Genomic DNA, 22,925 nt, shown 5'->3' with positions numbered 1-22,925 from the left:
GCCTGCCTCATGCCTCGCCATCCCCGTGCCCGCACCGCCCGCCAAGCCCTGATCGCCACCGCCGCGCTGAGCGCACTGTCCGCCTTCGCCCAGGAAGCGCGCACCACGCCCGACCCGCTGCAGCAGGTCGTCGTCACCGGCACGCGCCGCGCCGATCGCACGCTGGGTGAATCCGAATCGCCGGTCGACGTGATCGGCGGCGCCGAGCTGCGGCGCGCCGGCAGCAACGAACTCGCCACCGTGCTGGCGCAGCTGCTGCCCTCGCTGAACTTCCCCCGCCCCTCGCTGACCGACGCGTCGGACGCGGTGCGGCCGGCGCAACTGCGCGGCCTCTCGCCCGACCAGACCCTGGTGCTCGTGGACGGCAAACGCCGCCATAGCGGCTCGGTCGTCAACATCAACGGCAGCGCCGGCCGCGGCTCGGCCCCGGTGGACCTGAATGCGAGCCCGCTGGCCGCCATCGACCACATCGAGGTGCTGCGCGACGGCGCCGCCGCGCAGTACGGATCGGACGCCATCGCCGGCGTGATCAACATCGTGCTGAAGAAGGGCGCGGCCGGCGGCAGCGTCGAGGCGCAGTTCGGCCAGACCGACCGCGGCGACGGCGGCAACGAGGCCGGCTCGGCGAGCCTGGGCACCGCGCTGGGCGATGCCGGCTGGGTGCGCCTGGCCGTGGAGGCCAAGCACCAGGCCCACACCAACCGCGCCGGCGTGGACACGCGCGACGCCGCCACCGAGCCCCGCAAGGGCCAGGTCAACAACCGCCTCGGCGACCCCGACAGCAGCCAGCAGGCCGCCGTGCTGAACGCGCAGCTCGACCTGCCCGGCGGCACGCAGGCCTATGCCTTCGGCACCCTGAGCCAGCGCAACACGACCTCGGCCGCCTTCTGGCGCACCCAGGCCACGGCCAAGGCCAATGGCGTGGCCACGCTCTACCCCGAGGGCTTCCTGCCGCTGGAAGACAGCCGCACGACCGATGCGGCCCTGGTGGCCGGCCTGCGCGGCCAGGCCGCGGCCTGGCAGTGGGACGTCAGCGTCAACCACGGCGAGAACCGCTTCGACATCGACGTCGACAACACCGCCAACTATTCGCTGGGCGCCAACAGCCCGCGCCACTTCGATGCCGGCGGCCTGCGCAACGGCGAGACCCTGCTGAACACCGACCTGTCGCGCGAACTCGACCTCGGCCTTGCCGCGCCGGCCACGCTGTCGCTGGGCGGCGAGCTGCGCGAGGAGCGCTACGAGGTCGTGGCTGGCGCGCCGGATTCGTACCAGAGCGGCGGCGCCTCGGGCTTCCCGGGCTTCCAGCCGAGCAATGCGGGCACGTTCAAGCGCCACAACGCCTCCCTCTACGCGGGCCTGGAAGCGCAGGTGACCAAGGCCTTCAGCGCCTCGGCCGCGCTGCGCGCCGAGCACTACAGCGACTTCGGCTCGGCCACGGCGGCCAAGCTCTCGGGCCGCTATGTGGCGAGCCCCGCGCTGTCGTTCCGCGGCACCTTGTCCACGGGCTTCCGCGCGCCGTCGCTGGCGCAGCAGCACTTCGCGACAACCTCGACGAACCTGATCAACGGCCAGCTGGTCGATGCCGGCACCTTCCCGGTCGACTCGGCCGCGGCCATCGCGCTGGGCGCCACGCCGCTGAAGGCGGAGAAGTCGCGCAACGCCAGCCTGGGCGTGCAGTTCACGCCGATCAAGGACTGGAAGACCACCGTCGACGTCTACCAGATCGACATCGACCACCGCATCCTGCTGTCCGGCAACCTGAGCCTGCCGACCGCGCTACGCACGACCCTGGCGAACCAGGGCGTGTTCGTCAGCGCCGGCCGCTACTTCACGAACGCGCTGGACACCCGCACCCGCGGCGTCGACATCGTCAGCACCCTGCACCAGGAATGGGGCGCCGCCGGCCGCAGCGACTTCACGGTCGCCTTCAACGACAACCGCAACACGATCCGCGGCGTGGACGCCAACCCGGCCGTGCTGACCGCCAACAACCTGACCCTGATCGATCGCGTGACCCTGGCCCGCGCCACCGTCAGCACGCCGGAGAGCAAGCTGGTGCTCAGCGTCGACCACCAGCTCGGCGACTGGAGCGGCCGCCTCGCGACGACCCGCTACAGCAGCTACGCCGTGCGCCAGGCCGACCCGACCCTGGACCAGGTCTTCAACCCGGCGTGGCTGCTGGACGTGTCGCTCGGCTGGTCGCACGGCGCCTGGAGCGCCAATGCCGGCGTCGACAACCTGACCAACCGCTACCCGGACCGCGTGATCGCCGGCAACTCGGTCGGCGGCATCCTGCAGTACAGCAGCTTCTCGCCCTTCGGCTTCAACGGGCGGACGTACTACGGCAAGCTGGCCTACCGCTGGTAAGCGGATGCGGCAGCGGCGGCGGATGCGCCCTCATGCGCATTCCGCTGAAGCTGCTGCGTTTTCCTTCGTTAGGGCTGGAGGGGCGGGTCCATAGACTGATCGGGTCAGGCTCCTACAGCCCTTCGCATGACCACGACGACACTCCTCCCCGACCCGCTCACACCCACCGCCCGGCCCCTCCCCCAGCAGATCCGCATCGAAGCCTTTGACCGCGCCCCCGCCGGCGCCGAGGTGCTGGGGCTGGACCTGTCGAAGCCGCTCGACGAGGGCGACTTCCGCGCGATCCACCAGGCCCATCTGCGTCACCACGTGCTGGTGTTCCGCGACCAGCGCATCACGCCGGCGCAGCAGATCGCCTTCAGCCGCCGCTTCGGGCCGCTGCAGATCCATGTGCTGCACCAGTTCCAGTTGCTGGGCCACCCGGAGATCCTGGTGGTGTCCAACGTGGTGGAGAACGGCCAGCCGATCGGCCTCGGCGATGCCGGCGTCTACTGGCACTCCGACCTCTCGTACAAGGACCGGCCCAGCCTCGGCTCGATGCTGCACGCGCAGGAGCTGCCCGCGGAAGGCGGCGACACGCTGTTCGCCAACATGCACCTGGCCTGGGAGACGCTGCCCACGCCGCTGCGCCGCGCCGTCGACGGCCTGCTGGCCGAGCACTCCTACCTCTGCAAGTACGAGGAGCTGCGCCAGCGCAGCCCCTGGCGGCCCGCACTCAGCGCGGCGCAGATCGCCGAGGTGAAGCCGGTCGTGCATCCGGTCGTGCGCACGCACCCGGAGACCGGCCGCAAGGCGCTGTTCGTCAGCGAGCACTTCACGACGCGCATCACCGGCCTGCCCGAGGACGAGAGCCGCGATCTGCTGGCTCAGCTGTTCGCGCACAGCGTGCGGCCCGAGCACGTCTACCGCCACCGCTGGCAGGCGCACGACATGGTGTTCTGGGACAACCGCTCGCTGATGCACCTGGCCACCGGCTTCCCCGCCACGATGCGCCGCCGCCTCAACCGCACCACCATCGAAGGCGACCTGCCGTTCTGAGCATGAAGAAAAAGAAAATCATCGCCACGCTGGCAGCGCTCGCGCTGTCGGGCGCCGCCCACGCCGAAGGCCGGCTGCGCATCGCCGAGCAGTTCGGCATCGTCTACCTGCTGCTGAACGTGGCGCAGGACCAGCAGCTGATCGAGAAGGCCGGCAAGGCGCAAGGCCAGGACATCCAGATCGAGTTCGTGAAGCTGTCTGGCGGCGCCAGCGTCAACGACGCGCTGCTGTCGGGCTCGATCGACGTGGCCGGCGCCGGCGTCGGCCCGCTGCTGACGATCTGGGACCGCACGCTGGGCCGGCAGAACGTGCGCGGCATCGCCTCGCTGGGCAACTTCCCCTACTACCTGGTGAGCAACAAGCCGGGCGTGAAGACGATCGCCGACTTCGGTCCGCAGGATCGCATCGCGCTGCCCGCGGTGAGTGTGTCGGTGCAGGCGCGCATCCTCCAGCTCGCCTCGGCCAAGCTGTGGGGCGATGCCCAGTACGCGAAGCTCGACGCGAACCAGGTGGCGGTGCCGCACCCAGAAGCCACGGCCGCCATCGTCAAGGGCGGCACCGAGATCACCGGCCACTTCGGCAACCCGCCGTTCCAGGAGCAGGAGCTGGCCGGCAACCCGAATGCGCACATCGTGCTGAAGAGCTACGACGTGCTCGGCGGCCCGGCATCGGCCACCGTGCTCTACGGCACCGAGAAGTTCCGCAACGAGAACCCGAAGACCTACAAGGCCTTCGTCGATGCGCTGGCCGAGGCCGCGCGCTTCATCCGCGCCAACCCCGAGAAGGCGGCGGACATCTTCATCCGAACCAACAAGTCGGGCATCGACCGCAAGCTGCTGCTGTCGATCATCACGAACCCCGAGGTCGAGTTCAAGCTGGCGCCGCAGAACACGCTGGGCCTCGCCCAGTTCATGCAGCGCGTCGGCGCGATCAAGAACAAGCCGGCTTCGGCCCGCGACTATTTCTTCGACGACCCGCACACCGCGGGCGGTAGCTGAGCGTGGGCGCCGCCCTGGCGCTGGTGCGCGACGAGGCAACGCCCGTCGCTGTACAGGCCCCGGCCCCCGCGCTGCTGCAGGTCGACGGCGTCAGCCTCGAATATGTGGCGCAGGATCGCATCGTCCGCGCCACGCATCGCGTCAGCTTCGAGGTGCAGCGAGGTGACCGCTTCGTGCTGCTGGGCCCTTCGGGCTGCGGCAAATCCTCGCTGCTGAAGGCGATCGGCGGCTTCATTGCGCCGACCGAGGGCGAGATCCGCCTGGCCGGCGCGGCCGTACGCGAGCCGGGGCCCGACCGCATCGCCGTATTTCAGGAGTTCGACCAGCTGCCGCCGTGGAAGACCGTGCTGGCCAACGTCATGTTCCCGCTCCAGGCCGCGCGCCGCCTGCCCCGCGCCGAGGCGAGCGAGCAGGCGATGCAGGCGCTGGTGCGCGTAGGCCTAGCCGACTTTGCCAAGGCCTATCCGCACACACTGTCCGGCGGCATGAAGCAGCGCGTAGCGATCGCCCGCGCGCTGGCGATGCAGCCCACCGTGTTGCTGATGGACGAACCCTTCGCCGCGCTGGACGCGCTGACCCGCCGGCGCATGCAGGAAGAGCTGCTGACGCTGTGGGCCGACGCGCCCTTCACGCTGATCTTCGTCACCCATTCGATCGAGGAGGCGCTGGTCGTCGGCAACCGCATCCTGCTGCTGTCGCCGCACCCGGGCCGCGTGCGCGCCGAACTCGACGCGCAGCGCTTCGGCCTGCACAGCGCGGGCAGCGCCGATTTCCAGGCCCAGGCGCGGCGCATCCATCGGCTGCTGTTCGAGGAAGACCGGCCGGCATGACGACGACCCTGCCCCGCCCCGAGATCGAATACCGGCTCGAAGCCATCGAGCCTTCCGCGCCCGTGGCTGCACCGCGACTGTGGCAACGCCACGCCGGCTTGCGCAAGGCTGGCATCGTCGCGCTGCTGGCCCTGCTGTGGGAGATCGCCGCGCGCATCGCCGGCAACGACCTGCTGCTGCCGAGCTTCCTGCAGACCGCCCGTGCCTTCGCCACCGACCTGCTCGACGGCGAGCTGCCGGGCAAGGCGGCGCTGTCGCTGGCGCTGCTGCTGCAGGGCTACCTGCTCGGCACGCTGCTGGCCTTCGCGCTGACGGCGCTGGCCTCTTCGTCGCGCCTGGGCCGCGAACTGCTGAGCACGCTGGCCGCCATGTTCAACCCGCTGCCGGCCATCGCGCTGCTGCCGCTGGCCCTGCTGTGGTTCGGCCTGGGCAAGGCGAGCCTCGTCTTCGTGCTGGTGCACTCGGTGCTGTGGCCGCTGGCGCTGGCGATGCACGCCGGCTTCCAGGCCGTACCCGAGACACTGCGGATGACCGGCCGCAACTACGGCCTGCGCGGGCTGCGCTACGTGCTGCTGGTGCTGGCACCGGCCGCGCTGCCGGCGATCCTGTCGGGCCTGCGCATCGGCTGGGCCTTCGCCTGGCGCACGCTGATCGCGGCGGAGCTGTTCTTCGGCGCCTCGTCCGGCAAGGGGGGCCTGGGCTGGTACATCTTCCAGAACCGCAACGAGCTGTACACCGACCGCGTGTTCGCCGGGCTCGCCTGCGTCGTGCTGATCGGCCTGCTGGTCGAGAACCTCGGCTTCGAGACGCTGGAGCGGCTCACCGTACGCCGCTGGGGTATGCAGCGATAGCCCATATGGCCCTGGCGTACCACGCCAGGCCAACCGGGCAGTAGGATTGCCCGTTCCACTCCCACAAGGAGACCCCATGACCTCAGCGAACACCAATCGCCCCGCGGTCCTCGACCTGATCGGCAACACGCCGCTCGTGCGCGTCACGCGCCTGGACACCGGCCCCTGCGAGCTGTTCCTCAAGCTCGAGTCGCAGAACCCCGGCGGCTCGATCAAGGACCGCATCGGCCTCTCGATGGTCGAGGCGGCCGAGCGCGACGGGCGGCTGCGCCCCGGCGGCACCGTGGTGGAGGCGACGGCGGGCAACACCGGCATCGGCCTGGCGCTGGTCGCGCGCGCCAAGGGCTACCGCGTGGTGCTGGTCGTGCCGGACAAGATGGCCAGCGAGAAGGTCATCCAGCTGAAGGCGATGGGCGCCGAGGTGCACACCACTCGCTCCGACGTCGGCAAGGGCCACCCCGAGTACTACCAGGACCTGGCAGCGCGCATGGTGAAGGACATCGAGGGCGCCTGGCATGCCGACCAGTTCAACAACCCGGCCAACCCGCTGGCGCACGAGACCGGCACCGGGCCGGAGATCTGGCGCCAGATGGAACATCGCGTCGATGCAGTGGTGGTCGGCGTCGGCTCCAGCGGCACCTTGACGGGGCTGACACGCTTCTTCCGCCGCGCCGACCCGGAGGTGCAGATGGTGCTGGCCGACCCGGTCGGCTCGATCCTGCGTGACCTGGTCAAGACCGGCCGGCACGGGCAGCCGGGCTCCTGGGCCGTGGAGGGCATCGGCGAGGACTTCGTGCCGCCGATCGCGGACCTCTCCGGCATCGGCGAGGCCTACAGCATCTCCGACGAGGAGAGCTTCTCCACGGCCCGCGCGCTGTTCAGCGCCGAGGGCATCCTGGCCGGTTCGTCCAGCGGCACCTTGCTGGCCGCGGCGCTGCGTTATTGCCGCGAGCAGACGGCGCCCAAGCGCGTCGTCAGCATCGTCTGCGACACCGGCACGCGCTACCTCAGCAAGGTCTACAGCGACCCGTGGATGTTCGACCAGGGCCTGCTGCACCGCCAGGCGCTGGGCGACCTGCGCGACCTGATCGCGCGCCGGCCCGAGGACGGCGCGATCGTCTCCGCCGGCCCCGATGATCCGCTCGCCACCGCCTTTTCGCGCATGCGCGAGGCCAATGTGTCGCAGTTGCCGGTGCTGGAACAAGATCGGCTCGTCGGCCTGCTGGACGAATCCGACCTGCTGTCGCGCCTGCATGCGCAGCAGGGCAGCTTCACCGACCCGGTGCGCAGCGCGATGAGCGAGGACGTGCGCACGCTGGCGCCGAGCGCCTCGCTGGCCGAACTGCAGCGCGTGCTGCGCCAGGGCGACGTGGCGGTGATCGCGGACGGCGATCGCTTCCACGGCCTCGTCACGCGATTCGACCTCCTCAACCACCTGCGCAAGCGAGTCCAACACCATGACTGACAAGCACGACAAGGCCGCGCGCCTCGCCTTCGACACGCGCGCTATCCACGGCGGCCAGCATCCCGACCCGCTGACCGGCGCGGTGATGGTGCCGATCTACGCCACCTCCACCTACCGCCAGCAAAGCCCGGCCGTGCACCAGGGCTACGAGTACGGCCGCACCCACAATCCCACCCGCCAGGCCTACGAGCGCGCCATCGCCGACCTGGAGTCCGGCGCGCTGGGCCTGGCCTTCGGCTCGGGGCTGGCCGCGATGGCGACGCTGCTGGACACGCTGCCCCAGGGCTCGCACATCGTCGCCAGCGACGACCTCTACGGCGGCAGCTATCGCCTCTTCGAGCGCGTGCGCAAGCACAGCGCCGGCCTGCAGGTCACCTACGTGGACACCAGCAAGGTCGACGAGGTGCGCGCCGCGCTGCGGCCCGACACGCGGCTGATCTGGATCGAGACGCCGACCAACCCGCTGCTGAAGGTCACCGACCTGGCCGCCGTCGCCGCGCTGGCGCGCAGCCACCCGCAGGCGCTGGCCGTGTGCGACAACACCTTCTCCAGCCCGTGGTCGCAGCGCCCGCTGGAGCTGGGCTTCGACCTCGTGCTGCACTCGGCCACCAAGTATCTGAACGGGCACAGCGACGTGATCAGCGGCGTGCTGATCGTCGGTGGCGAGGAGCGCCAGGCCGCGCTGCGCGAACAGCTGAGCTTCCTGCAGAACGCGGTCGGCGCGGTGACCGGGCCCTTCGACAGCTTCCTGGCGCTGCGCGGCCTGAAGACGCTGGCACTGCGCATGCAGCGCCACAACGAGAGCGCGCAGAAGCTGGCCGAATGGCTGCAGGGCCACGCCAAGGTGACGCGCGTCCACTACCCCGGGCTCGAATCGCATCCGCAGTACGCGCTGCAGCGCCGCCAGGCACGCGGCGGCGGCGGCATCATCAGCGTGCAGCTCGCCACCGACGAGGCCGGCGCGCGCCGCTTCCTGGAGCGGACGCGGCTCTTCACGCTGGCCGAGAGCCTCGGCGGCGTCGAGAGCCTGATCTCGCTGCCGGCGCTGATGACGCATGCCTCCATCCCCGCGGAGACGCGGGCGCGGCTGGGCATCACCGACGCGCTGGTGCGGATCTCGGCGGGCATCGAGGACGTCAGCGATCTGCGCGACGATCTCGCGCAGGCGCTCGAAGCCGTCTGATCAAGGCTCGGGCTTTCTGGGTCGGCTTGCTCGGCCGGCGCATGAGCGCATGCGGATCGCTTCGTTCACCGCGGCGGCCCGCGGCCCTAGCCTTGGGGCTCCATCTTCAACGGGAGCGCCCATGAGCCATCAGCCACCCCGCCTGCTGATCATCCCGGGCCTGCACGACAGCGGGCCCGCACATTGGCAAAGCTGGCTGCAGCAGCAGTACCGCGATTCGCGCCGCGTCGTGCAGCGCGACTTCAGCCGCGGCGACGTCCAGCTGTGGGCCGCGCGCATCGCCAGCACGATCGACAACGCAGGCAGCGGCGAGTGGATCGCCGTGGCGCACAGTTTCGGCGTGCTCGCGCTGGCGCACTACCTGGCCGAGCATCCCGATGCGCCGGTGCGCCAGGCGCTGCTGGTGGCGCCGGCCGACCCGGACCGCTTCGGCGCCGCGGAGCTGCTACCGCAGCGCCGCCTGGCGATCCCGAGCACGATGATCTGCAGCCAGAACGATCCCTGGATGAGCGTGGCCAACGCACAGCGCTGGGCCGGCCGCTGGGGCTCGCACCTCAGCAATCTCGGCCGCGTCGGGCACATCAACACCGAGTCCGGCTTCGGGCCCTTCCCGCTGGCGCAGCGCTGGGTCGAATCGGCCCGGACAAACCATCTGCACGAGCAGCCCTTCGCGGCCTAGCCGCTGACGATGCCGATGACGAACTCCAGGAAGGCGCGCACCTTGGCAGGCACGCGGTGGCGCGACGGGTGGATTGCGTGCAGCGGAAAGCGCTCGTCGGGCCAGTCGGGAAAGACGTCCACCAGCTGCCCGGCATCGAGCAGCGCCTGCGTGCCGAAGTCCATCACCTGCGCCAGGCCGTAGCCGGCCAGGCAGGTGCTCAGCAAGGTACCCGCGTCGTTGACGACGAGGCGGCCGTCGGTCGGCACGACCAGGCGCCGGCGCCCGCGGTGGAACTCCCAGGGGAAGGGCCGGCCGCTGGCGGGGTCGCGGAAATCGATGCAGGCATGGCCCTCGCGCTCGATGTCCTGCGGCGTGGCGGGCCGGCCGCGGCGGGCCAGGTAGGCCGGCGCGGCGACGGTGACGATGCGCGTGTCCAGCAGCTTGCGCGCGATCAGGTTGGACGAGGGCAGATGACCGAAGCGCACGGCCAGGTCGAAGCCGTCGGCCACCATGTCGCCGAGCTGGTCGCGCGTGACGAGATCCAGCGTGACCTCCGGATGCGCGGCCAGGAATTCGCCCAGCCGCGGCCCCAGCGCCATCCGTGAGAAGAAAGGGTCCAGCTGCACCCGCAACCGCCCGCGCACCGCGCCGCGGCCCTGGGCAACGCCGTTGGCGGCGTCCTCCAGCCCGGCCAGCAGCGGCAGCACCTGCGCGCGGAAGCGGCGGCCTTCGTCGGTAAGGCTCACCGAGCGGGTCGTGCGGTCGAACAGGCGCACTCCCAGGCGTTGCTCCAGCCGGGCGACGGCACGGCTGACACCCGGCTGTGACATATCGAGCTGCCGGCCCGCCTCGGCAAAGCTGCCAGCGTCCGCGATGGCGAGGAAGACGCCCAGCCCGCCGAGCAGGCGTTCGTCGAAACCGTTCATGCGCTTCTCCGCTGATGCATGGATGTCATTTATCCGATGACATTCATGCTATCGCCAGATCGTCCGCCGTTTCCCAGAATTCGTCCCATCAACAAGCGAAAGGAAACGGCGATGTTTGCAATCACGGGAATCACGGGACAGGTGGGAGGCGCGCTGGCGCGAACGCTGCTGGCACAGGGCAAGCCGGTGCGCGCGGTCGTGCGCGACGCGGCGAAGGGTGGGCCCTGGCGGGCACGGGGCTGCGAAGTGGCGCTGGCCGACATCGGCGATGCGACGGCGCTGGCGCAAGCCTTTCGCGGCTGCGAGGGCGTGTTCCTGCTGCTGCCGCCGACCTTCGACCCGTCGCCCGATTTCTCCGAGGCGGCTGGCACGATCGCGGCGATGCGCGCGGCGCTGCTGGAGGCGCAGCCAGGGCGGGTCGTGGTCCTGTCGACGATTGGCGCTCGCGCGGCGCACACGAACCTGCTGAGCCAGCTGGGCATGCTGGAAGCCGCGATGGCGGACCTGCCGATGCCGGTCACCGTGCTTCGGCCCGGCTGGTTCATCGAGAACCTCGTCTGGGACATCCCGGCGGCGCGCGAGCGCGGCGAGATCGAATCGCTGCTGCAGCCGCTGGATCGCGCGGTGCCGATGGTGGCGACCGAGGACGTCGGCCGCACGGCTGCGGAACTGCTGCTGGAAGCAACCACACAGCAGCATCGCGTCGTCGAACTGGAAGGGCCGCAGCGGCTCTCGCCCGCCGACCTGGCCGCTGCGCTCTCCCGGGCGCTGGGCAAGTCAGTGCACGCCGTGGTCGTAGCGCGCGAACAGTGGGAAACGCGCTTCCACGCTCAGGGCATGCGCAACCCGCAGCCGCGGATGCGCATGCTCGATGGTTTCAACGAAGGCTGGATCGCCTTCGAGGGCGCGACGCGGCAGGGCAGCGTCACACTGGACAAGGTGCTGGCGACACTGCTCGCCAGCGATTGAGGTTTAGAAGGTTTCCCAGCTATCGTCGCCCGCGGGCTGGGCCACGGCCACCGGCTTCGGCCGGACCGGGGCTGCTGCAGGCATCGCACGCTTGGGTGCCGGCGCGGCGGCCTTGGCGACAGCCGGTGCCTTCTTCGCAAGGACAACTGGCTTCGCCTGGATGCCCGCGGCGGCGGGCTTGCGCTCGCCATCGCCGTTCATGCGGAACTTGGAGACGGTCTCGGCCAGACGCGCGGCCTGGTGCTTGAGGCTTTCCGCGGCGGCGGCGCTCTCCTCCACCAGCGCGGCGTTCTGCTGCGTCACCTGGTCGAGCTGGTTCACCGCATCGCCGATCTGGCCGATGCCCTGGTTCTGCTCCAGGCTCGAGGCACTGATCTCGCCGACCAGGTCGTTCACACGGCGCACCTGCAGCATGATGTCGTCGATGGCGCCGCCGGCGTGGCCCACCAGGGCGCTGCCGGCCTCGACCTTCTCGACGCTGTCGCTGATCAGGCTCTTGATCTCGCGCGCCGCCTCGGCGCTGCGCTGCGCGAGGTTGCGCACCTCGCCGGCCACGACGGCGAAGCCGCGGCCCTGCTCGCCGGCGCGGGCTGCTTCCACGGCGGCGTTCAGCGCCAGGATGTTGGTCTGGAAGGCGATGCCGTCGATCACGCCGATGATGTCGGAGATCTTGCGCGAGCTCTCGCTGATCTGCGCCATCGTGGAGACCACCTGGCCCACCACCTCGCCGCCCTTGCTGGCGGCCTCGCTGGCCGTGGTCGAGAGCTGGCGCGCCTGCTGGGCGGCGTCGGCGTTCTTCTGCACGGTGGCGGTCATCTGCTCCATCGAGGCTGCCGTCTGCTGCAGATTGCTGGCCTGCTCTTCGGTGCGCTGCGAGAGGTCGGCGTTGCCGGTGGCGATCTCGGTGGTGCCGGTGGCGATCGAGTCCGAGGCCAGGCGAACGTCGCCGACGATGCCGACCAGGCTCTCGTTCATGCGGCCCAGCGCGGCGAGCAGCTGTGCGGTTTCGTCGCGGCCGGTCGCCACGATCTTCGAGCGCAGGTCGCCGCTGGCTACCGTCTCGGCCACCTGCACGGCAGCGCGGATCGGGGCGGTGATCGAGCGGGTGACCAGCCAGGCGATGAACGCGCCGGCCGCGATGGCCAGGCCCAGCAGGCTCATCACGACGAGACGCGTGCTGCGGAAGGTGGATTGCGACTGCGCAAAGGCCTCGTCGGCGCCCTTGGCCTGGATGACGACGTCCTTCTCGACGTCGGCCAGCAGGGTGTTGAAGGTCGTCAGCGAATCGCCCAGCGAGAGCTGGCGCAGTTCCTCGGAGTACTGCTTCTGCTGCTTGGCCCGTTCAGAGACTGCGTCCTGCGCCTTGAAGAATGCCTCCTGGTCGGCTTCGATGGCGCTGGCCAGGGCTTTCTCTTCCGGCGTGTCCACGGTCGGGCGGTAGCGCTTCCAGGCCTCGGCCATCGCGGCCTTGCCGTCGGCCATGCGCTTGTCCCAGCGCGCGAAATCCTCATCGGTGGAACTCGTCACGTACTGCCCGCCGACGCGGCGGACCAGGTTCACGCCGGTTCGGTAGTCGCCCAGCGCGCGCGTGGCCACGAGCCAGTTGGTGGCCAGTTCCTCCGTCGACGAATTGACCTTGGTGACACCGCTGATGGCGACCATGCCCAACACGGCGGTCAGGATCAGGACCAGTGCGAAACCCAGCGCCAGCCGGGCGCCGATCTTGAGATTGGAGAGAGCAGACACAACGAAACCCCATGGATTTTCTGGATCCAATAACGATACCTGCGACCCGCGAATCCTTGACGACAGCGCTTCGCGGCTCCGTGACAAAGTCGGCGACACCCCCGGTCTTGCCTCTAAACTGGCTCGATGCAACTGAACATCGTCGTCTATTCCAAGTCCGCCTGCCCGCAGTGCGACACCGTCAAGAGCCTGCTGAAGTCCAAGAACATCGGCTACGAGGAAGTCAGGATCGACGATGAGGAACAGCGCAAGGCCTTCTACGAAAAGTGCGGGCCTTCCGTGCGCTCGATGCCCCAGGTGTTCATCAACGACCAGCGCGTCGGCGGCGTGGCGGGCTTGCAGGCGGCGCTCGCTCAGTTGAAGATCTGAAGCCCAAGGAGGCCTCCACCTCCGGCGTGGGGAGGGCCCACAGATGACGCAGTACTTGCCGTCCATTTATTCCCCGTGGATCGTCGCGGCGTCCCTGCTGATCGCCAGCTTCGCGTCCTACGTCGCCCTCGACCTGGCGAAGCGCGCCCAGTCTCGCGAGCGCGGCGTGGCGCGGAACTGGTGGCTGGGTGGATCGCTCGCGATGGGCACCGGCATCTGGTGCATGCACTTCGTCGGCATGCTGGCGTTCTCGCTGCCGATCGCGCTGGGCTATACGCTCGGCCTGACGGCGGCCTCCTGGTTCGCGGCAGTGGTGGTGTCGGCCATCGCCTTGCATGTCGCCGGCCAAGGCGCGCTCACCTGGCCCAGCCTCGCGGGCGGCTCGCTCGCCATGGGCCTGGGCATCTGCGCCATGCACTACATCGGCATGGCCGCGCTCGACATGTCGCCGGCAATCGTCTGGGACGCGCGCATCGTCGCCGCGTCGGCCCTGATCGGCGTGGGCGCGTCGGGCGCCGCCTTGCTGATGTTCTTCTGGCTGCGCAGGCTTGCCGAGCGCAGCGCGGTGGTTCTTCAGCCGCTTGCCGCCTTGGTCATGGGCATCGCCATCTGCAGCATGCACTACACCGGCATGGCGGCGGCCAACTTCCCGGAAGGCTCGGTCTGCCTGAGCGCGGATGTGCTCAGCGGTCCGGAACTCGGCACGATCGTCTCGGTGTTCTCCGTCGCCTTGCTGGCGATGACCTTGCTCACATCGATGATGGATGCGCGCATGCGCAGCTCGCTCAAAGTGGCCAACGTCAAGCTGGAGTCGGCCAATGAGGAACTGCGGCGCCGCGCATTCCAGGACCCGCTGACCGGCCTGCCCAACCGCATGCTGTTCGAGGACCGGCTGGCCCATGCGTTGCAGCGCCACGCGCGCGCCGCCGAGCAGATCTCGGGACGCACGCTCGGCAAGGTCGCCGTGCTCTTTGTGGACCTGGACGGCTTCAAGCCGGTCAACGACTCGATGGGTCACGCCGTGGGCGACACGGTGCTGATCGAGGCGGCCCGGCGCCTTCGCGAAGCCGCGCGCGATGCCGACACGGTGGCCCGCATCGGTGGCGACGAGTTCGTGCTGCTGATGGAAGACGTAAGCAGCGTGGCGGACTGCGCCAGCCTCGCCCGCCGCCTGATCGCCGCACTGACGGCACCGCTGGAAGCGGCCGGCCGCCGGGTCGCGCTGTCCGGCTCGGTGGGCATCGCCGTCTACCCGGATCACGGCGACGCCGACAAACTGCTGCTGAACGCCGACGCGGCGATGTACACCGCCAAGCGCACGGGCGGCGGCACCTACGCGCTGTACGAAGCACGCATGGACGAAGGCGCCCAGGAGCAGCTCAACCTGCAGAACGATCTGCGCCTGGCACTGGAAAGCGGTGGTCAGCTCGCGCTGCACTACCAACCCAAGATCGATGGTGCACAGGGCCAGATCCGCGGCGTGGAGGCGCTATTGCGGTGGAACCACCCCGAGCGCGGCATGCTGGGGCCGAACCTGTTCATTCCCATCGCCGAGCGCTTCGGGCTCATCAACACCCTGGGCAACTGGGTCATCGACGAGGCCTGCCGACAGATGCGCGCCTGGGCCGAAACGGGCCTGCGCATGCGCGTGGCGATCAACCTGTCCGTCCACCAGTTGCGCGAACCCGATCTGGCGACCCGGATCGAAGCGGCGCTGGAGCGCAACTTCATCGATCCATCGCAGTTGCTCTGCGAGATCACCGAGTCGGTCGCCATGGAGGACCTGAAGAGCACGCAGCGCGCCTTCGACGAACTGGCCCGCATCGGCGTCTTCCTGTCCATCGACGACTTCGGTACCGGCTATTCCAGCCTCAGCTACCTGCGGCAGCTTCCGGCGCGCCAGCTCAAGATCGATCGCAGCTTCGTCGCCGACGTCGAAGCCAGCACGGATGCCCGCGCCATCGTCAGCGCCGTCATCCAGCTCGCCCATGAACTGGGCCTGCGCGTCGTCGCGGAGGGCGTGGAGACCCAGGGCCAGCACGACATCCTGCTGGAGATGCAATGCGACGAGCTGCAGGGCTTCTACCTCGCCCGCCCGATGTCCGCCGAGGCCCTTGAAGCCTGGACTGAAGGGCACAAGCCGGCCGGCTCCGCTGACTTCTCGCCTTCGGTGCTGGGCGAGCCATTTATGGAATGAAGATGGAATGAAAAACGGGTTAGCTGCTTTCGCGGCTAACCCGTTGCTTCTCTTCTTATCAATGGTCGGAACGGCGGGATTCGAACTCGCTACCTCTTGCACCCCATTTATAGATCGCAAGATTTTCCGAGACCTTGCGGGACAATCTGGGATTTTCTCATATTCTTTAAAATCAACAACTTAGGCGATTCGTAGTCCTTTGGCGTCTCACGACGTCTCAGGGCAGCTCACGCTTCGGTTGCCCCCACGGTTGCCCCTAAAAACGCTACGATTCGAACTTGCTATCTTCAGGTAGGAAGGTGGATCGAGATGGCTACACGACGCCCGAAAGGCTCCCGATGGACGGTGACAGAGTTGCGCAACGTACCAACCGACTGGGCAGGTGACACCCTCGGCGACGGCGATGGCCTCACCGGCGAAGTCCGGGTCAGCAGCCGCGCCGAAGTAACGATTCGCTGGCGCTACGCGTTCAAGTGGGAAGGCAAGGTCAAGCGGCTGGATTGCGGTTTTTGGCCGGCCGTCGACCTCGCAGGGATCCGGCGTACGCGCGACGAGGCCCGCCTGAAGTTACGTGAGGGCATCAATCCGTCAGAGCACCGACAGGCCGAACGCATCCAGGCGCAGCAGGAAGTCAAGGTGACGCTGGCAGCTGAAGCCCTGCGGCAGGCCGATGCCAAGATCAACAATGACCTGATCGACGCTTGGCTTCAAGACGGCGTGAAACGCAGCGACGGCAATCTAGGACTGCGCCAGTTGCTGGACAAGAACGTGCGCCCCGTCATCGGCACGAAGCTGGTTGCGGAGACTACCGAACATGACCTCCGTGTCCTGCTCAAGGTGATCGTCGGACGCGGCGCGAATCGCATGGCCGTCGCCGTGCGCAACGATCTAGCGCAGATGTATCACTGGGCGGAGAAACGCCAACCCTGGCGCCGTCTTCTCGCCGAAGGCAACCCGATAGACCTCGTGGACATCAAGACAGTCGTCAGCCCCGGCTACGACATCGACTACGCCCGGGAGCGTGTGTTGTCCGTCGATGAGCTGACTGAGCTACGCGACATCTTCGCCGCCATGGGAAAGGACGCGGCGACCCTGACCCGAAAAGACCTCTACGAGCTGGTGTGGCACACACCGATCATGCGTCTGGCGCATCAGCTCGGCATCAGCGACCGCGGGCTATCGAAGATTTGCGAGCGCCGCAGTATCCCAACCCCGTCCCGAGGCCACTGGCATCGTGTCGCACTTCAAACCGCGGCCGCGCCGACGCCGTTACCCGAGCCCGATTGGAACCCCTGGGTCGACCTCGTGCGCTCGCAACGTGGACTGAGCACCAAGTACCAGTGCGCCGTCTGGCTATGCCTATTGACGACCTGTCGCATCGGCGAGCTGCTCCTTACCGAGAAGAAGCACATCAACTTTGAGAAGGGCGAATGGTTCATTCCCAAGGAGAACAGCAAGTCAACCCGTGGCAGGCGACGGGACTTCATGGTCTTCCTCAGCCCCCAAGCCGCAGAGCAGTTCAAGGTTCTTTTCGAAATGGCCGGCGATTCGCGATGGGTGTTCCCCTCGCCCGACAAGGAAGACGGTCCGATCGGCGAAAAGGCTCTGACGATGCAGGTCGGAGATCGCCAGCTCATGTTCAAGCAACTTTCAAGGAAACCGAAGAAGCGCGTGTTGGACAACAGCCTCGTGCTCTCAGGCGGAGAAAACGGGGAATGGACGCCTCACGACCTGCGCCGCACCAGCGCCACCACGATGCAGCGACTCGGCATTCCAGCGGACCTGATCGATCGTTGCCAGAACCACTTGCTCGGCGGCCCGAAAGTGCGAAGGCACTACCTGCTGTACGACTTCGCAGACGAAAAACGAGCGGCCTGGGTGAAGCTTGGTGAACACGTCGACGCGATCCTCAGGGCCAAGCTCGGCGTTGCTCATTCGTCCGGAGTCACGGCATCGAGCGCATTACTGGAGGCATCCAAGCGGCTTGAAGCGATAACGGAGGCCTGACGAAGTCGGCAGGCCGCGACCAACTGAGCGGCAATCGACAGCATGCTCCGCCCGTGAGGGCGGAGCATTTCCGCTTCGGCGGCCTTACTTGCTCAGCGCTACTGCTGCCTGGCGGATAACGGCCGCCACATCGTCCGGACGCGAGACGTACACGGCGTGGCTACCCGGAACTTCGGTGACGACGGAGCCGGCACGGGCCGACATGGCGCGCTGCGCGGCGGGCGGGATCATCTTGTCGTCCTTGGCTACCAGATACCAGCTCGGCTTGTTCTTCCAGGCCGGCGTCGTGACCGCACCCGTCAGCGCAGCCACGCCCCAAGGCACTTGCGATGCGGCCATGAAGGCAGCCGTCTCCTGGCTGACGTCGGCCGCGAAAGAGGCGGCGAACTTGGCCTGGTCCAGCAACAGGAAGCCGTCCTGCGGCGGCAGGATCGGCGGCACCGGCGCACCGGGAACGGGGTTCTTGATCAGCGTCTCGACCGACTCGCCCTTGTCCGGCGCGAACGCGGCGATGTAGACCAAGCCCGCGACCTTCGGATCGTTGCCTGCCTCGGTCACGACGACACCGCCGTAGGAGTGCCCCACGAGCAGGACCGGGCCGCTCTTGCTTGCGATGACGCGCTTGGTGAAGGCCACATCGTCGGCCAGCGAGGTCGTCGGGTTCTGGACGATGCTGACGTCGTAGCCGTCCTTCTTGAGATCGTTGTAGACGCCTTGCCAGCCGGAGCCGTCAACAAAGCCGCCGTGGATCAGGACGATGCTCAGTGCCAGAGTGTTCATGATTTGCTCTCTTTCAGATGGATGGATGAAGGAACGATTTGCATGGCGGGTGGCTGTTGATGGCGAATGGCCATCCGTCTCGCCCATGCAGCGGCGCAACCGTTGCTCCGGCTTCGCGAAGTCGCCCATGACCCTGCGAGCTGAAGACATCCGATGAAGCTGTGCTTGAGCGGTGCAACCGGACAGTCACCCGAAAACTGTCGAGCTGCGGGAACCTTGAGATCAGCGCCGAGCTGGTGGGGCCCGGGATATCGACCAGGCGATGCTGGCGTCCTGGCCTCGATCGTTGTGGATCACCTGCATGAAGAGCCTCCTTGAGAGGAATTGCTTTAGATGTCAACTACTCATTGAATGCAAATCTATGCGCAGATACTTTAGGTGTCAAATACTTTTCAAGATTTTTTTGGATGCCAAAGTGCTCGAGGAAGTTGCGAATACGAGCCACGTCCAAGACGAGACTGGAGGTTGGCAGTGAGTGGCCGAAGTCCCCCTGGTCGGCGATGCCGCCCATTTGATGTCGCCGTTCGCCGGCAAAGGCGCCAACCTGGCGATCTTGGATGGCGCCGAGCTTGGAAAGCCCATCTGCGCGAATCCTGGCGATGTCGAAGCAGCGCTCGCCGAGTACGAGCAGGGCCTGTTCCCCAGCAGCGCGTCGCTTGCCGGCCAGACGGCCCGGGACCACCGGCGCTTCTTCGGCCCTGATACGCCGCAAACCGTCGTCGAGCTGATCACCGGGCATGAGGTCAGACGGTCACCGACTCACGCCCCGCGAACTGGTTACCAAGGAGCCAGCCCGCTGCGGTCTATCTGGAACGCAAGAATTGGCTTGGCGGTTGGCCGACGTGACGGCTGAACGCCGTACTGAACGTACTGGTCCACCAATTCCTCCGCCCCGACCTCCGTGCTGCCCTTGCTCGGCCGCGTACTGGTTGCCCTCATCTTCCTGGTCAGCGCCTTCGGCAAGCTAAGTGCTCCGGCCGGCACCATCGGCTATATCGGTTCCGTCGGAATTCCGATGCCCACCCTCGCATACGCCCTGGCCCTGGTGACTGAGCTGGTCGGTGGCGCCATCCTGGCGCTCGGCTATCGCACTCGTCTTGTCGCCGCTGCACTGGCGGCCTTCTCCGTGGTCTCGGCCGTGTTCTTCCACCATGCACTGGGTGACCAGAATCAGATGTTCCACTTCCTGAAGAACCTGGCCATGGCCGGCGGCCTGCTGCAGTTCGTCGCCCACGGTGCCGGTGCATACGGGGCCAACAGACGGAACACTTGGTCTTGCCCGCTGATCACGGGCCTGTGATCGAAAGAGGACTGCGGCTCGCCGCAGTCCTTTCGTCATTTTCGAACTGAACACCGCAAGCTTTCTACGCCAGGCAGGACGGGAACGACGCCGTGCGTTCTGCGTTGCGCTTAGCCCGGCGTCAAAGCGATGTATGTGCGAATTCCGGCGCGCTTGTGGCGGTGCGGCGCACCTTGAACGGGATCCCGGTTTCAACGTCAGCGAGCATCGGCTTCAGTCTGTATCCGATGATGGCGATGAGGCTAAAGCGCTGGTGAAGCAGGCATATCTCGCAATGTATTGCGTGAAGGGACATCGCCAACGTGGAACTGATTGACGTTCGCGGCATCAAGCGGATGCAGCTGGGACTTTCGGCAAACTGGCGCTGAAGACAGTTTTTCCGTCCCGGGAGAAGAGCGTGACCGTGCCCCCGTGCGCGCGAACGATATGGCGCACGATGAAGAGTCCGAGCCCCAGGCTGGTTCGCTCGGTCTCGTCATCACCGTGCGCTGCGCGTCGCAATGGGTCAAACAGCGACTTCACCTCGCTTGCCGAAATCGAAGGCCCCGTGTTCTCGACGGTGAAGGTGGCCTCATAGCTGTATCCGATCAAATGCACCTTGATGGGGGTGCCGCCATCTCCGTACTTGGCGGCGTTCGAAACGAGATTCCCGAGGGCTTGTCTCAGGCGTGTGGCGTCCCATACGCCGACGGTCCCGCCCTCGGCGACGAATTCGATCAAGTTGTCCGGCCGGATCGCCCGCTGGAGTTCGATCTCTTCTTCGAATGCCTCAGCAAGTTGGACCGAACTTGGGGTGACGCGAATGCCGATATCCAGTGAGGCACGGCTGTAGTCGAGCAAATCATCAAGCAAGTGCCTCATGCGCTCACCGCCGTTGATGAGCCGTGCTGCGAGCTTGCTGACGGGTGTGACATCGTTGAGCCGCGAGAGCAGCTGCGAGGTCAGCAGGATCGCATTCAGCGGCCCGCGGAGGTCGTGGCCAAGAACACCCAGGAAGACGTTGCGCCAGCGCTCGGTTTCGAGCGCGAAGATGTCAACGGACTCGGACACCGCCTGGTCGATCGCCTCATTGAATCGGGTCATGTCAGCCAGCGTGTCCGGCCCGGGTTCGTGCTGGGCGGTCCAAAGTTTCAGTACCGTCGCGCGAAGCGCTCGATACTCCGCCACGAGTTGCTTCAAGGTGAAGCCGCCGGTGGCGCGCAGAAATCCGTGCGTCTCGGCCGCAGTCTCAGGAGCCTGCGCCGGGCGAAGGGCTTCTCCGCGTGACTTGGAGGCCTGCTCGTTTTCGGTCTGAGCGGAGCCGAGATCCCGCACAGTGGCGAGAAGGATCTGTTCTGCATGATCCCGCAAGGCCGTCATGTCGAGTCCATCTGACGCCGGTAGCAGCGTCCTGGCGAAAGCCTCCCATTCGGCGAGGATCGCTTCCATATTCGATTCGATGAATTGAGCCAGGCGCATTAGCCAACGTAGGGCAATTGGACGGCCAACGGGAGCGGCATTTGCCTCGATCTCGCCGTAGCAGGAGCTCCTGTGAAATTGCTGATTGCCGATGACGACCGCGAAACCGCCGAAAGCCTGGCGGAGTTGCTGGAGCTGTTTCTCGCCCCGCTGCAGGTCGTTTTGGCTTTTGATGGGGTGCAGGCCCTTGAGGCGGCGACCGCCGGCGGCTCAGCCTTCGATGCGATTCTCACGGACATCGAAATGCCCAGGATGGATGGCATCAACGCGGCCCTGCGCATCAAAAGCAGCCTTGGCAGAGCCACGCCTGTCTTGATTGCCTTGACCGGTCATGTGGGCATTTCCAAGCTCGGAGCAATCACTGACGCGTTTGACCATGTTTTGGTCAAACCGGTGAAAATCGACGAGCTCGTGCACCTGCTCCGCGCGCTTTGACTGGACTGAAAGACGTCAGTTAAGCAGGGCTCGCAAGGTTCAGGCGGTGAAGCTGGTCAAGGCCACCGGCACAGAGATGGACGCACGGGGCCAGCGTGCTCCCCATCGTGCCCAGCCAAGCGTCGACACTTTTGCACGAGATTGGCATTGAGGCTGTAGCACATCGCAACCCGGGCCACGGATGGAACAGCTACTGCGAATACGGCAGTAACTTGGCGCATCTGCTCTGCATCGTGACACCGGCGCCTGGCCGCCTTCGCGTCTGACGGGCCAACTAATGACGTTGGCGAGCGGTCAGTCTGCGGTAGTTCGTTCGGACTCGCAGTTCGGCAACGCTCCTCTGGTCCATTCGTCCGCGGCCTGTTACGAGGCGCCCCTGCAGCGCGAGCAAACACAGGCCACCCAGCAGCAGCAGGACCCGCGATGGCTCCGGTACCGCGGACAGGGCTTCGAGCGTCCATTCACCGGCACCGAAGTCGCCGCCGGGCAAGTCACCTGCCACGGTCGCAACCCCGAAACGCACCGCCAGTTGTTCCGGCAGCGCCAGCGTCGCTGCACTGAAGGCGAACGAACCTGCGGGCGCATTGTCGTTCGCGAACCACCGGTAGTAGAGGCCGTCGCACAAGCCATGGCTGAGCAGGGCAAAGCCGGCGCCGGGCGAGGAAACTTCGCCGGGGCAGGCTGTTCCGAGGGTCGGCATGTTTGCAGCCTCGGTCATGTCGAGCCACTGGCCGTTCCAGGAAACCAGGACCAGGCCGAAATGGGCGGCGGACGGGTCGTAGCTGGCATAGCCGATGGCCGGGACCTCGCCAACGCCGCTGAAATGGATCAAGTGGGTGAGCGGCATTGCCGTTGCCGAAACGGTCCAGTCACCCGTACCGAACTCCGGGAGCGGTGCACCCGAACCGGACGCTTCGGCGCTGATGCGCGCGGCCAGTTGTTCGGGCAAGGCCAGTGTCGAGGCATTGAAAGAGAAACTGCTCGAGGCGCCGCTGCTGTTGCCGAACCACCGGTAGTACAGGCCGTCGCAAAGACCATGGCCCAGCAGTGACCATGTGGCCGCTACCGAGGGCGAACCGCCCCCGCAGGCTGAGCCGACGGCAGGCGCGTTGGCGGCCGCGGTGAGATCGAAAGACTGCCCGGCCCACGAGACGGTGAAACTGGCGAAGCTGGCATGGGTGGTGTCATAGAGGAAAGTGCCGGAGGCCGGCATTGTTCCGACGCCGTTGAATGCAATGCTGTACAGCTCCATTGCCGCCGTTGCCGGGCTTGGGAGGGTGGCGCTGACGGTCAGGCCCAGCGTCAGCGCAAACCTGCCAGCGAAGCTCTTACGGAGAAACAT

Annotated in this window: 20 protein-coding genes; 15 read left to right on the top strand and 5 right to left on the bottom strand. The window is 67.2% G+C overall.

All coding sequences use genetic code 11. The features are described from left to right. Nucleotides 1-9 precede the first annotated feature (9 nt). The 8 genes from SNE35_RS20575 (at nt 10) to SNE35_RS20540 (ending at nt 9,414) form a co-directional block, all read left to right on the top strand. On the top strand, nt 10-2,370 hold the full coding sequence (locus SNE35_RS20575) for a TonB-dependent receptor plug domain-containing protein (RefSeq protein WP_320424893.1): 2,361 nt from the start codon (nt 10-12) through the stop codon (nt 2,368-2,370). Between the two features lie 126 nt (nt 2,371-2,496). Beyond that, nucleotides 2,497-3,408, top strand: a complete 912-nt coding sequence (locus SNE35_RS20570; RefSeq protein ID WP_320424892.1) for a TauD/TfdA dioxygenase family protein — start codon at nt 2,497-2,499, stop codon at nt 3,406-3,408. A 2-nt stretch (nt 3,409-3,410) separates the two neighbouring features. Then, a complete protein-coding gene (locus SNE35_RS20565) occupies nt 3,411-4,406 on the top strand; it encodes an ABC transporter substrate-binding protein (RefSeq protein WP_320424891.1) in 996 nt (331 codons plus the stop codon). 14 nt (nt 4,407-4,420) lie between these two features. Continuing rightward, nucleotides 4,421-5,236 carry an ABC transporter ATP-binding protein gene (locus SNE35_RS20560; RefSeq protein WP_431312776.1) on the top strand — a complete coding sequence of 272 codons (816 nt, stop codon included), beginning with the start codon at nt 4,421-4,423 and terminating at the stop codon, nt 5,234-5,236. Further along, the gene (locus SNE35_RS20555) at nt 5,233-6,087 is read left to right on the top strand and encodes an ABC transporter permease (protein ID WP_320424890.1); all 855 of its coding nucleotides are present in this window, start codon (nt 5,233-5,235) and stop codon (nt 6,085-6,087) included. Before SNE35_RS20560 ends, SNE35_RS20555 begins: the two co-directional genes overlap by 4 nt. Before the next feature lie 76 nt (nt 6,088-6,163). After that, nucleotides 6,164-7,552 (top strand): cystathionine beta-synthase, encoded by a 1,389-nt coding sequence (locus tag SNE35_RS20550; protein ID WP_320424889.1) that lies wholly within the window; start codon nt 6,164-6,166, stop codon nt 7,550-7,552. Beyond that, complete coding sequence (locus SNE35_RS20545) at nt 7,545-8,735, top strand: trans-sulfuration enzyme family protein (RefSeq protein ID WP_320424888.1); 1,191 nt, start codon at nt 7,545-7,547, stop codon at nt 8,733-8,735. Before SNE35_RS20550 ends, SNE35_RS20545 begins: the two co-directional genes overlap by 8 nt. A gap of 121 nt (nt 8,736-8,856) precedes the next feature. Further along, nucleotides 8,857-9,414: an RBBP9/YdeN family alpha/beta hydrolase gene (locus SNE35_RS20540; protein ID WP_320424887.1), complete on the top strand. Its 558-nt coding sequence runs from the start codon at nt 8,857-8,859 to the stop codon at nt 9,412-9,414. Here the strand turns inward: SNE35_RS20540 and SNE35_RS20535 are convergent. Next, the gene (locus SNE35_RS20535) at nt 9,411-10,322 is read right to left on the bottom strand and encodes a LysR family transcriptional regulator (protein WP_320424886.1); all 912 of its coding nucleotides are present in this window, start codon (nt 10,320-10,322) and stop codon (nt 9,411-9,413) included. The two genes, SNE35_RS20540 and SNE35_RS20535, sit on opposite strands and share 4 nt — an antisense overlap. A 111-nt stretch (nt 10,323-10,433) precedes the next feature. Here SNE35_RS20535 and SNE35_RS20530 point away from each other — a divergent pair, with 111 nt between their 5' ends. Further along, nucleotides 10,434-11,291, top strand: coding sequence for an NmrA family NAD(P)-binding protein (locus SNE35_RS20530; protein WP_320424885.1), 858 nt, complete (start codon nt 10,434-10,436; stop codon nt 11,289-11,291). Between the two features lie 3 nt (nt 11,292-11,294). Here SNE35_RS20530 and SNE35_RS20525 read toward each other — a convergent pair whose 3' ends face one another. After that, complete coding sequence (locus tag SNE35_RS20525) at nt 11,295-13,037, bottom strand: methyl-accepting chemotaxis protein (protein WP_320424884.1); 1,743 nt, start codon at nt 13,035-13,037, stop codon at nt 11,295-11,297. A 126-nt stretch (nt 13,038-13,163) separates the two neighbouring features. Here SNE35_RS20525 and SNE35_RS20520 point away from each other — a divergent pair, with 126 nt between their 5' ends. The 3 genes from SNE35_RS20520 to SNE35_RS20510 all read left to right on the top strand — a co-directional run bounded on the left by SNE35_RS20520 (nt 13,164) and on the right by SNE35_RS20510 (nt 17,610). Next, entirely contained in the window at nt 13,164-13,406 is a 243-nt protein-coding gene (locus SNE35_RS20520) for a glutaredoxin family protein (RefSeq protein ID WP_320424883.1), read from the top strand. A gap of 43 nt (nt 13,407-13,449) precedes the next feature. Then, nucleotides 13,450-15,603: a putative bifunctional diguanylate cyclase/phosphodiesterase gene (locus SNE35_RS20515; protein ID WP_320424882.1), complete on the top strand. Its 2,154-nt coding sequence runs from the start codon at nt 13,450-13,452 to the stop codon at nt 15,601-15,603. A 309-nt stretch (nt 15,604-15,912) separates the two neighbouring features. After that, nucleotides 15,913-17,610 carry a tyrosine-type recombinase/integrase gene (locus tag SNE35_RS20510; RefSeq protein ID WP_320424881.1) on the top strand — a complete coding sequence of 566 codons (1,698 nt, stop codon included), beginning with the start codon at nt 15,913-15,915 and terminating at the stop codon, nt 17,608-17,610. An 84-nt stretch (nt 17,611-17,694) separates the two neighbouring features. Here the strand turns inward: SNE35_RS20510 and SNE35_RS20505 are convergent, their stop codons facing one another. Continuing rightward, nucleotides 17,695-18,390 (bottom strand): alpha/beta hydrolase, encoded by a 696-nt coding sequence (locus SNE35_RS20505; RefSeq protein ID WP_320424880.1) that lies wholly within the window; start codon nt 18,388-18,390, stop codon nt 17,695-17,697. A 514-nt stretch (nt 18,391-18,904) separates the two neighbouring features. Between SNE35_RS20505 and SNE35_RS32045 the strand changes: the two genes are divergently transcribed. Further along, a complete protein-coding gene (locus SNE35_RS32045; protein ID WP_348539329.1) occupies nt 18,905-19,243 on the top strand; it encodes an FAD-dependent monooxygenase family protein in 339 nt (112 codons plus the stop codon). Nucleotides 19,244-19,291: 48 nt separating this feature from the next. Continuing rightward, nucleotides 19,292-19,690: a DoxX family protein gene (locus SNE35_RS20495; protein WP_320424878.1), complete on the top strand. Its 399-nt coding sequence runs from the start codon at nt 19,292-19,294 to the stop codon at nt 19,688-19,690. A 327-nt stretch (nt 19,691-20,017) separates the two neighbouring features. On the opposite strand, the gene SNE35_RS20490 is transcribed toward SNE35_RS20495, so the two are convergent. Further along, nucleotides 20,018-21,118, bottom strand: coding sequence for a sensor histidine kinase (locus SNE35_RS20490; protein ID WP_488803604.1), 1,101 nt, complete (start codon nt 21,116-21,118; stop codon nt 20,018-20,020). Nucleotides 21,119-21,220: 102 nt separating this feature from the next. Here SNE35_RS20490 and SNE35_RS20485 point away from each other — a divergent pair, with 102 nt between their 5' ends. Next, a complete protein-coding gene (locus tag SNE35_RS20485) occupies nt 21,221-21,583 on the top strand; it encodes a response regulator (protein ID WP_320424876.1) in 363 nt (120 codons plus the stop codon). 274 nt (nt 21,584-21,857) lie between these two features. Here the strand turns inward: SNE35_RS20485 and SNE35_RS20480 are convergent, their stop codons facing one another. Continuing rightward, nucleotides 21,858-22,925, bottom strand: a complete 1,068-nt coding sequence (locus SNE35_RS20480; RefSeq protein ID WP_320424875.1) for a hypothetical protein — start codon at nt 22,923-22,925, stop codon at nt 21,858-21,860.

Source organism: Roseateles agri, from assembly GCF_034043675.1.
Classification (GTDB): Bacteria; Pseudomonadota; Gammaproteobacteria; order Burkholderiales; family Burkholderiaceae_C; genus KK5.
Note: the sequence above shows the minus strand (reverse complement) of the source record. Positions and strands in the feature narration are given on the sequence as shown.